General features: G+C 66.4%; 7 protein-coding genes. 3 read left to right on the top strand and 4 right to left on the bottom strand.

What is annotated here, in order from left to right; genetic code table 11:
• Positions 1–73: 73 nt before the first annotated feature.
• From AB2N08_RS15390 to AB2N08_RS15380, 3 genes are all read right to left on the bottom strand, one after another.
• On the bottom strand, positions 74–2,026 hold the full coding sequence (locus AB2N08_RS15390; RefSeq protein WP_367611535.1) for a GAF domain-containing sensor histidine kinase: 1,953 nt from the start codon (positions 2,024–2,026) through the stop codon (positions 74–76).
• 102 nt (positions 2,027–2,128) lie between these two features.
• Complete coding sequence (locus tag AB2N08_RS15385; protein ID WP_367611534.1) at positions 2,129–2,632, bottom strand: hypothetical protein; 504 nt, start codon at positions 2,630–2,632, stop codon at positions 2,129–2,131.
• Between the two features lie 112 nt (positions 2,633–2,744).
• Complete coding sequence (locus tag AB2N08_RS15380) at positions 2,745–2,972, bottom strand: hypothetical protein (protein WP_367611533.1); 228 nt, start codon at positions 2,970–2,972, stop codon at positions 2,745–2,747.
• Positions 2,973–3,186: 214 nt separating this feature from the next.
• Here AB2N08_RS15380 and AB2N08_RS15375 point away from each other — a divergent pair, with 214 nt between their 5' ends.
• The gene (locus tag AB2N08_RS15375) at positions 3,187–3,564 is read left to right on the top strand and encodes a hypothetical protein (RefSeq protein WP_367611532.1); all 378 of its coding nucleotides are present in this window, start codon (positions 3,187–3,189) and stop codon (positions 3,562–3,564) included.
• Positions 3,565–3,707: 143 nt separating this feature from the next.
• Here the strand turns inward: AB2N08_RS15375 and queC are convergent, their stop codons facing one another.
• The gene (gene queC, locus AB2N08_RS15370; RefSeq protein ID WP_367611531.1) at positions 3,708–4,442 is read right to left on the bottom strand and encodes a 7-cyano-7-deazaguanine synthase QueC; all 735 of its coding nucleotides are present in this window, start codon (positions 4,440–4,442) and stop codon (positions 3,708–3,710) included.
• Positions 4,443–4,611: 169 nt separating this feature from the next.
• On the opposite strand from queC, the gene AB2N08_RS15365 reads away from it, so the two are divergent.
• The gene (locus AB2N08_RS15365) at positions 4,612–6,489 is read left to right on the top strand and encodes an autotransporter assembly complex protein TamA (protein ID WP_367611530.1); all 1,878 of its coding nucleotides are present in this window, start codon (positions 4,612–4,614) and stop codon (positions 6,487–6,489) included.
• Positions 6,489–10,937, top strand: coding sequence for a translocation/assembly module TamB domain-containing protein (locus tag AB2N08_RS15360; protein ID WP_367611529.1), 4,449 nt, complete (start codon positions 6,489–6,491; stop codon positions 10,935–10,937). The genes AB2N08_RS15365 and AB2N08_RS15360 overlap by 1 nt, the downstream gene beginning before the upstream one ends.
• Positions 10,938–10,946 lie beyond the last annotated feature (9 nt).

Raw genomic sequence — 10,946 nt, 5'->3', positions numbered from 1 at the left:
TTCGGCGTGATCCATTCTGGCAAGCCCTATGACCCAAAATTTGCGCCTTAGGGCTTGACAGGGGAGACGGTATCTACTTCCGCAACGACCGCGGAAACCGCAAGTGATACGTCAGTCCCTGCCCCGGCGCACTCTCCACCCGCACCGTCCCGCCGAGCGCCCCGGTCACCAGGTTGTACAGGATATGCGCCCCCAGCCCGCTACCGCCGGTTCCCCGCCGCGTGGTGAAGAACGGATCGAACAATTTGTCCAGCGTGTCCGCGTCCATCCCCGCGCCATCGTCGGCGTAATCCATCGCCACCCAGCCGTCGCTGTCCAACGCCGCGCGCAAGGTGATGTTCCCGGCCTGTTCGCGCTCGAAGCCGTGCACGAGCGAGTTCATGACCATATTGGTGAGGATCTGCGACACCGCACCAGGGAAGCTGTCGAGCATCAGGTCGGGCGGGCAATCCACCGCCACCTTCACCGGCCGCCCCTTGAGTTTCGGGTGCAGCGACATCAACACCTCGTTCAGGTACTGCCCCAGATTGAAACTGCGGATATCGTCCGACGACTGGTCCACCGCCACCTGCTTGAAGCTGCGCACCAGGTTCGCGGCGCGCTGTGTATTGGTGGTCATGATGCGCAGCGACTGGTCGACGATGTCGAAGAAGCTCGCCAGGCTGTCTTCGGTCATCTCGCCGGCCGCCAGTTCCTCGCGCGTGAGTTTCAGTTCCTCCACCAGGTGGCTCGTGGCCGTCACGCAAATGCCCAGCGGCGTGTTGATTTCGTGCGCCACGCCGGCCACCAGGCGGCCCAGCGACGCGAGCTTTTCCTGCCGCACCAGTTCCGATTGCGCCTCTTGCAGCGCGTGCAGCGCGTCGTTCAGCGCCGCATTCTGCTGCTCGAGGGCCTCCTTGGTCTTGCGGATCTTGCGGTCGGCCTGCATGCGCGCAATCGCCACGGCCACATGGCTGGCCATGAACGCCAGCAGGTCGAGGTCGGCCTTGGTGTAGACAATGGCCGCGTCGTAGCTCTGCACCACGAGCACGCCGTACGGCTGGTCATTGACCAGCATCGGCGCGCCCATCCAGCTGGCGATGTCATTGCTGCCCAGCGGCTCGGTGACGGCGCCGGCAGCCACCAGCGCCTTGAAGCTGGCCACATCGTGCAACTGCGCCTGCTTGGTCGACAGGATGTGCGAGCACATCGCCTTGCCGAACGGGAAGCGCTGCAACGGCGGCGCGCTGTCCTTCTGGTCGACAAAGTAAGGGATGCTGATTTCCTGCGTGCGCGGGTGGTAGAGCCCGATCAGGAAGTTATCGGCCACCATCAGTTCGCCGATGATGCGGTGCAGGCTGGCGCTGAGCTGGTCGGCGTCGAGCGCCTGGGCTGACAGGTCGGCGATCTGGTACAGCGCGTGCTGTACCTTCTCGGCGCGGCCGCGCTCGGCCACCTCGTGCGCCAGGGCTGCGGTGCGTTCCGAGACGGCGCGTTCCAGCCGATCCATGCTTTGCAGGCCTTGCAGCGCGTTCGAGACGTGGTTGGCGATCAGCGCGAACAGCGCCAGGTCTTCCTCGCTATAGGTATGGTCGCTCGAGTAACTCTGGATGACGATGGCGCCCAGCGCCTGGTGATTCTGGTCGAGCAGCGGGCAGGCGACGAAATGCTCGGGCGTGCTGCCGCTGCCCCAGCGCCCGGCCGCCTTGCGGTGGCGCTCGATGAAATCGGCGGCCGTCAACACCAGCGTCTGGCGGTTGAGCAGCACCCAGGCCGTGGGTGACTGTTCGGGTGAGGCGAGCTGGATGCGCTCGAGCGGATCGCGCGTGCCATCGGCTTCGTCGACAAAATAGGGAAAGCGTACGGTGCCGTCTTCACGGTCGGCCAGCGCCACGTAGAAATTGGCCGCATACATGATGCGGCCCAGGGCGCCGTGCACGGCCCGGATGAATGCGGTGATGTCGCTGCAGCTGGTCGAGAGCTGCCCGATTTCAAGCAGCATCGACTGCACCGCTTCCAGCCGATCCAGTCGGTCCAGACGTTCCATACTCCCCCCACGTGTTCGTGAAATGCATTTAAAAATGCGCAGAGGAAATAGTAGCAGCTAAGGACAGAGGGCAGCAGCCTGCCACTGCCTGGATGTCGTTTTTTAGCGCGGTGCGCGGAAATCGGCTTCGACCCAGGCCTGGGCCGAGCTTGGGGTGAGCTTGAAGGTGGTCGCCACGCGCACGCGTGCGACCTGCTCGCCCATTTCGTCGGTGGCGGCCAGCATCGCATACGGGTCGTCGTCGTCCGGCACGATGTCGAGCGTCACTTTCAGCTCGCCCTGCTCGGTGAAGATGTACAGGTTCTTGTGCAGGATCGCGTGCATGTGCTGCTCATGGCGGCGGATGACTTCGGACGCCGTCTTGATCAGCGTATTGAAGGCGTTGACGTCGAGCGGCTTCGGGTTCTTCTTGTCGCGGCCCATGGTCCAGGGACCGACCAGCGCCGGTTCGGGCTCGCCATCCTTGTACATCGCCACGGCCCAGCCCTCGTCGTCATCGTTCTTGATGACGCGCGCGGTCCAGCCATTGCCCTGCCACAGCCGGGGTTGCTGCACGGGGCCGCTGTCTTCTTCGCTGTCGTCGGTGTCCAGCATCTGGTCGTTCATGTGTCGATGTCCTCGGCGCTCGCGCGCCCAAAACCACGATCATAGAGGAAACCGGCCCCATGAAAAAGCCCGCACGGCGACGGTGCGGGCGATTGGTGAAATTAGTCGTCGACTAGGCCGGGCAATCGTCGACGATGCGTGGACAGCGCCACGATGGACCGGGCGGCGGCATGACCGGTGGACCGACCGGAATCGGGCGCGGATCGCCGTTGGGCGATGGCGTGTGCCGGTTGAACGGCGTGATGATAATCGGCGGAATGGCGGGCGGCGCCGACGGCGGATCCTTGGGATCGAACGACGCGAGAGCCAGGTCCCGAATGGCGTAAAGCACAGCGTACATGGGGTCCCCCTGGAACAGAGCAGGCTGTCAGTATAGGAAACGCTGCCGTGATTGCAAGGACCGATTCCCTTCATTCTGGCTGGTCCGGCCTATGTACATTTCGTCCCGCGGATTGCGCAGCCTGTCGCACGCCGCTCGCGATGGATGCCCGCCGCGCATACAGTTCAAACATGCAAGACCAAGACGCTCAACCCAACCACCCGCGAGGACTGCCATGAAAAAATACGCCCCCTACGTCATCCTGTTCCTGTTTGCCGCCATGCTGTGGAATATGTTCGCCTGGAGTGGCGATATGGCGGTCAATCTCGATGGCGAACACATCGACGGCCCGCTGGGCTTCCTGCTCGCCACGCTGTTCGCGGGCGGCGGCACGCTGCTGGCGGCGTTCATCTCGATGATCGTGGCAGTGGTGCTGGCGGTGGTGTTCGCCGGGGTCGGCGCTATCCTGATCGGCTCGCTGGCGATCGGCGCCGTCGTGCTGGCGCTGGTGATTTCGCCGCTGCTGCTGCCGCTGGTGGTGCCTGTGGCAATCGTGTGGTACGTGATGCGCCGCTCGCGTCGGGTTGATTTGAACAAGGCCGCTGCGGCCTGATCAGATCGCGTTCCCCATCAACCCCAGCACGTCGTTCCCGCGGAGGCGGGAACCCAAGTTATGCTTGATGTGCCACCAAATCAACCTTCTCGGCAGCGCATCGGACTTGGGTTCCCGCCTGCGCGGGAACGACGGTTTTGAGGCTAGCGCAATTGTGCAGTTTGCCCAAGCTTGCGCGCCACGTACTGCTCGTAACCCCTGGCACGCAAGGCGCACGCCGGACACGTACCGCACCCGTGCCCCCAGGCATGCGCCTCGCCCCGTTCACCGAGGTAGCAGGTGTGCGTGTCGAAGCGGATCAGATCGACCAGCGCTTCGCCACCCTCCTGCTGCGCCAGTTCCCAGGTCTGGGCCTTGTCGATCCACATCAGTGGTGTCTCGACCTTGAGCCTGGTCGCCATGCCCAGGTTCAGCGCCACCTGCAGCGCCTTCATCGTGTCGTCGCGGCAATCCGGGTAGCCGGAGAAATCCGTTTCGCACATCCCGCCCACCAGCACGTTCAGCCCGCGCCGGTACGCCACCGTCGCCGCCACCGTCATGAACATCAGGTTACGTCCAGGCACGAATGTGTTCGGCAAGCCATTTTCTTGCATCTCGATCGCAACATTGCTGGTCAAAGCCGTGTCAGAGATCTTGCCGATCAGGGACAGGTCGATCATGTGATCGTCGCCCAGGCGCGTATCCCAGTCAGGGTTCAGCGCGCGCAGCTTGGCCAGCACGCCGGGGCGCACCGCCAGCTCGATCGCATGGCGCTGGCCGTAATCGAAGCCGATCGTCTCCACCCGCGCATACCGTTGCAAAGCCCATGCGAGGCAGGTCGTGGAATCTTGGCCGCCGCTGAACAGGACGAGTGCGGTATCGGTGGAGAGAATGGTCATGGTCGTATAGAAATAAAAAACGGCAGTCAACCGCGAATTCTGGCACAGATCGCCGCCGCCGTGGCCGGGAACCTGCGCTTGTCCAGACGCGCACGCGCAACGTTTCACGTCCGACATCGACTTTGCCAATCAGTTAAGATGCCAATGAGTATCCCAATGGAGCGTCACGTTGTCACGATCGAATCCCCACCAGCGCAAGGGTCCCCGCCAGCGCACCCTTCCTCCGCTGCTGCAACGTTCCCTGCTGGGTGTCGGCGCATTCGTGTTTGCCACTGCCGTGTATGCCCAGAGTACGACCGCTGTCGACTACACGGTGCGCATCGATGCACCGCGCGCGCTGGAGACGCTGCTTGAAGAAAACCTCGACCTGATGCGCTGGCGCGGCAATGCGCGCGTCGACCTCGACCAGCTGCAGCGCCTCGTCAAAGAGGCGCCGGCCCAGGCCACCAGCCTGATCGCCACCGAAGGCTACTACTCACCCAAAGTGTCGGTCGGCCTCGATACCAGCGGCGCCCGTCCGGTCGCGCGCGTGATCGTCGATCCGGGCCAGCCGGTGCTGGTCGGCGACGTCGACCTGGTGCTGCAGGGTTTTGCTGCCTTTGAAGAAGGCGGCGCACCGTTCGACGCCGGCGCCCTGCGCAACCGCTGGACGCTGCCGGTGGGCAGCCAGTTCCGCCAGGCCGACTGGGAAGGCGCCAAGAAGGGCCTGGTGCGCGATATCGCACAGAGCCGCTTCCCGCGCGCGCGCCTGGTCGAAACCAGCGCGACCGTCGACCCGGACTCGCGCCGCGCGCTGCTGCGCGTGGTGATCGATTCGGGCCCCGAGATGCGCTTCGGCGACTTGCGCATCCGCGGCCTGAAACGCTATCCGGCCCAGGTCATCACCAATCTCAACAAGATCAATCCGGGCGACCAGTACAGCGAAGCGGCGCTGCAGGCGCTGCAATCGCGCGTGCAGGACACCGGCTACTTCGCCAGTGTCGAAGTCAGCACCGACATGCGCGCCGTGCTCAATGCCGAAATCGCCGACATCAAGGACGACGCCGACAGCGACGCCAACCCTGCCACGCCGGAACCGGCAACCGGCCCGACCACGCTGCCGGTGGTCGTGCGCGTGACCGAGAACAAGCAAAAGAATGTCGAGGTCGGCGTGGGCTTCTCGACCGACACGGGCGGGCGGGCGCAGCTGAGCTACGACGACCTGAACGTGTTCGGCAAGCGCTTCAAGAGCGACCTGATCTACGAACAGAAACGCCAGACCGCCAAGGGCGAATTCTTCTGGCCGACCACGGCCAAGGGCTACAACGACAGCATCAGCGCCGGCGTCGAACGCGAAGACCTGCGCGGCGAACTGACCACGCTGGCCAGCGTCGCGGCGCGCCGCGCCTGGGGCACGCCGCTGCTCGAACAAAGCGTGACGCTCGAAGCGCTGACCGAAGAGCGCGAAGTGCAAGGCCTCGAGCCCACCCGCACCAAGAGCCTGCCGCTCACGTACAGCATCACGAAGCGCAAGCTCGACAGCCTGATCCTGCCAAACAACGGCTACGTGGTCAACGCACAGCTGGGGGGCGCCGTGCTGCCGATCCTGACGGATGAAAAATTCCTGCGCATGTACCTGCGCGGCATTTACTACAAGCCGGTCGGCACCGCCGGCACGCTGATCCTGCGCGGCGAAACGGGCGCCGTGGCCTCGAAGGAAAAGCTCGGCGTGCCGAGCACCTTCCTGTTCCGCGCCGGTGGCGACCAGTCGGTGCGTGGCTACGGCTATCAAGAACTGGGCGTGCAAGAAAACGGCGCCACCGTTGGCGGGCGTTACCTGGCCACCGCCAGCGCCGAATACCAGTACTGGTTCAAGCCGCCCTGGGGCGTGGCCGTGTTCTATGACGTCGGCAATGCCGCCGACAAGTTCGGCGACCTCAATCCCAAGTCGGGCTACGGCGTGGGCGCGCGCTGGCGCAGCCCGGTCGGTCCGATCAATGTCGACCTGGCCTATGGCCATGCAGTGCGCAAGGCGCGCCTGCACTTCTCACTCGGATTCACGTTCTGATGGATACACCTGACACCAATTCGACGCCCGATCAACCGCAGCCGGGCAAGCCGCGCCGCTGGCCGCGCCGCGTGGCCATTGGCCTGGTCGCCACCGGCGTCATCGTCGGCGGCACGCTGTGGTACCTGGGCCGTGAAACCACGCTGCAGATGATCGCCCAGCGCGTCGCCAGCGCCACCGGTGGCAAGCTCACGCTCACCGGCATTACCGGTTCGCTGTACGGCAAGATGTACATCGAGCGGCTGGTCTGGCGCACCGACGAACAGGTCGTTACCGCCAACAAGATCGCCATCGACTGGTCACCGAGCCAGGTGCTGTCGGGCGGCATCCTGATCGACCAGCTGTGGGCCGCCAGCGTGCGCATGCAGACGCTGAAAGAAACCGACGAGCCGTCCGTGCTGCCAGCGAGCCTGGCCCCGCCGTTCCGGGTCGAGGTCGACGATGGCCGCTTGAGCAACATGACGATGGTGAACATGGCCGGCGCCGAGACGCGCATCGACAATATCCGCGTGCGCGCCAAGGGCGACAAGCGCAGCTGGGTCGTGCAGAATGCGGCGGCCACCACGCCGTGGGGCCAGGTGGCGGCCAACGCCACCGTCGGCGCGGCGCGGCCTTTTAAAATCGACGCCTCGGCCAGCCTGACCCAATCACAGGCCAGCGCTGGCGCCCGCGCCGCGCAACTGCAATTGAAAGTCGGCGGCGACATCGAAAACGCCACGCTGATCGACGCCACCGGCACGGCCGGCCGCGCCATCGGCGACGCCCACTTCACGATCGCGCCGTACGCCGAGATTCCGCTGCGCGCGCTGCGCATCAATGGCCGCAACGTCGACCCGGGCTTCTTCAACCCCGCCCTGCCGACGGCCGACCTGACCTTCGCGGTGACCGGCAAGCTCGATGAACAACGCAATATCAGCGGCAGTGTCGACATCACCAACACCGGCCCGGAAGGCACGATCGACCAGCAACGCCTGCCGCTGCGCGCGGCGCGCGGCCAGCTGGGCGGCAATTTGTCGGCGCTGAACGTCTCGAATGTGCTGCTCGACTTCGGCGCGGCCGGCAAATTCACCGGTACCGGCGGCGTGCAGCGGGCCAAGGACGAAGAAGGCATCGGCACCGCGCGCTTCGCGCTGCACACCGACCGCTTCAACCTGCGCGAGGTGCATTCGGCCATGAAGCCAACCGCGATCAAGGGCGATATCGCGGTCACCAACGAAGCCACGCGCCAGACATTGGAGGCCAACCTGATCGACGCCGGCCTGCGCCTGAGCGCCCTGGCCACGCTCGAAAACAACGTGGCCACGCTGCGCGAAGCGACGCTGCGCGCCAGGCGTGGCAGCGTGACCGCCAGCGGCACGATGAACCTCGAAGGCGACCAGGCGTTCAAGGCCACGGCCAGCGCAAATCGGTTTGACCCATCAGAATTCGGCGACCTGCCGGCGGCCGACATCAACGCCACGGTCAACGCCGCCGGCATCTTGAGCCCCGCGTGGAAGGTCGATGCCGACTTCGCCGTGCGCCAGAGCCGCTTCATGAATCAACCGCTCAGCGGCAAGGGCAAACTGACGGCCGACGCCAAGCGCTTTGCCGGCATCGACGCCAGCCTGGCCCTGGGCCAGAACACGGTGGATCTGAAAGGCGCCTTTGGCGGCGCCGGCGACCGCCTGCAATGGCGCCTCGATGGCCGCCAGCTCGCCGCCGTGCGCGCCGACCTGTATGGCGCCGTGGTGGCCAATGGCGTCGTCACCGGCACCATGGCCGCGCCGCGCACGACCTTCGACGTCAACGCGCGCAACCTGGGCTGGGTCGATGCCCAGCGCAAGAACAATAGCGGCGTCGTGCGCGCCAAGGGCGAAGCCTGGCTCGGCGGCCCGGAAGACGCACGCGTGGTCGAAGTCAAGGCCACTGGCGCGACCGAACGCTTCAACCCGGCCGCCTTTGGCTCGCCATTGGCCGGCAATATCAACTCGACCTTCAGCGGCAACGGCCGCGCCGGCGCCGACTGGCGCGGCGCGCTCGACCTCAAGGTGGTCGACTCGACGCTGGCCAATTCGCCGTTCTGGGGCCATGCGCGCCTGGCGGCCGACCGCCGCCACGTGTCCGACGCCAATGTCGACCTGCACGTCGGCCCGAACGTCATCGCCGCCAATGGCAGTTTCGGCGCCGCGCGCGATGCGCTCAACTGGCGTATCGACGCGCCCCAACTGGCGGCATTCGGCCCTGAGTACGGCGGCGTGCTGCGCGGCTCGGGCGTGTTGTCGGGCACCGCCGATACGCCGTCGCTCACTGCCACCATCGCCGGCCAGAACCTGCGCGCGATGGGCACGCACACGGTGCGCTCGCTCAAAGCCAGCGCCAACCTGGGCTCCGGCCGTGGCGCGAGCGATCCGCTCGTCACCAACGTCGAGGTGCTCGATTACGCCAATGGCGATACGCGCGTGGCGTCCGTGCGCTTGACAACCGACGGCACGCGCGGCGCGCACACGCTGCGCCTGGCGGCGATGGGCGATGCGTTTGACGCCAATACCGAACTGCGTGGCGGCTTCACGAAAGACACCTGGAGCGGCACGCTGGCGGCGCTGCAAAATCGCGGCCGCTACGCCATGAACCTGCAAAAGCCGGTGCCCCTGAGCGTCAGCGCCGCGCCGGGCGGCGGCCTGGCAGGCTTGGCCAGCCCCGAACGCATCGCCTTCAACGGCGCCGTCATCGCGCTGGCCAACGGCAGCATCACGGTCGACACCTTGAGCAAGGACGGCGCGCGCTGGGCCAGCCGCGGCCACGCCGACAACGTGCCGCTGACGTACCTGGCCCAATTTTCACCGGCGCTGGCCGACAACGCGCGCGGCGACCTGACGCTGGGCGCCGCCTGGTCGGTCGACATGCGCGCGCCGCAGGCGCAAGGCGCCGCGCCTTCGCTGGCCGGCAATGTGCGCGTGTTCCGCGAAAAGGGCGACGCCATCGTCGGTGGCGACACACCCGTGGCCCTTGGCCTGCGCCAGCTGGAAGCGCGCGCCGAAGTGGTCGGCAGCAGCCTGCGCGTGAACCTCGACCTGGACGGCGCCCGCACCGGCGTGGCCAAGATCGAAGCGAACGCGCAGATGATCAACGGCCGCCTCGAGAGCGCCAGCCCGCTGCGCATGACGGCCGACGCCAACCTCCCGTCGATCGCCTGGCTCGCGGCGCTGGCCGGCCAGCCGGGCCTGGAACTCGATGGCGCGCTGCGCCTGGCCATGACGGGCGGCGGCACGATTGGCAAGCCGAGCCTGAACGGCAATCTCGACGGCGACAAGCTGGGCGTGCGCTGGGCCGATCAGGGCGTCAATCTGCGCAATGGCGAACTGCGGGCGCAGCTTGCAGGCGACCAGCTGCGTCTGGAGAAGCTGGCGTTCCAGGGCCGCCAGGGCGGCGCCGCCGCCAGCGGCTACGTGCGCTTTGCCGATGGCGCGCCGACGATGGACATTCGCCTGAACATGGACAAGCTCGAAGTACTTGCGCGCCCGGACCGCACCGTGATCCTCAGCGGCCAGGCATCGCTCGTGCGCGACGCCAGCCGCTTTGCCCTCGAAGGCAAATTCCGCGCCGACCGCGCCCTGATCGAATTCGCGCCGCAAGGCACGCCGACGATCTCGGACGACGTGATCGTGCTGGGCCGCGGCACGGCCAAGCCGACGCCGAAGACGAGCGAGAAGGAAGTGCCGCTCACGGTGGACCTGGCGGCCGACCTGGGCGACGACTTCCACATCCGCGCGATGGGCATCGACGCCTACCTCGCCGGCACGGCGCGCGTGCGCATGACCGGCAGCGGCCAGCCGCGCATCAACGGCACGATCCGCGCGCTCAATGGCACGTACGCCGCGTATGGCCAGAACCTGTCGATCGAGCGCGCCGTGATGACCTTCAGCGGGCCGTACGACAACCCGTCGCTCGACATCCTCGCGGTGCGCAAGCGTCCCGAAGGCGAGCAGCTGTCCGAGACCAACGTCGAAGCCGGCGTGCAGGTGCGCGGCACGGCGCAGTCGCCGACCGCGCGCCTGGTGTCCACGCCGAACGTGTCCGACAGCGACAAGCTGTCGTGGCTCGTGCTCGGCCAGGGCATGGAAGCGGCCAGCGGCGACCAGAAAGGCGTACTGGCCGCTGCGGCCGGCGCCCTGCTGGGCGGCAGCGGCGGCACGGGCGGCATCCAGTCGAAGATCGCCAATTCGCTGGGCGTGGATGAACTGGGCCTGAAACAGGGCGCCGGCGGCGGCGACGGTTCCGGGCTGGAAAGCACCGTGGTCACGGTCGGCAAGCGCATCTCGCAGCGCGCCTACCTGAGCTTCGAGCAAGGCACCAGCACCGCTTCGAGCCTGGTGCGCCTGCGCTACAAGCTGACGCCGCGTATTTCGCTGCAGTTCCAGACCGGGACCAACAGCGCGCTCGATGTGCTGTATTCCTGGGCCTTCGATTGATGGGCTAAC

The sequence above is a fragment of the Massilia aurea genome, from assembly GCF_040790145.1.
GTDB classification, from domain to species: Bacteria; Pseudomonadota; Gammaproteobacteria; order Burkholderiales; family Burkholderiaceae_D; genus Telluria; species Telluria aurea_C.
Note: the sequence above shows the minus strand (reverse complement) of the source record. Positions and strands in the feature narration are given on the sequence as shown.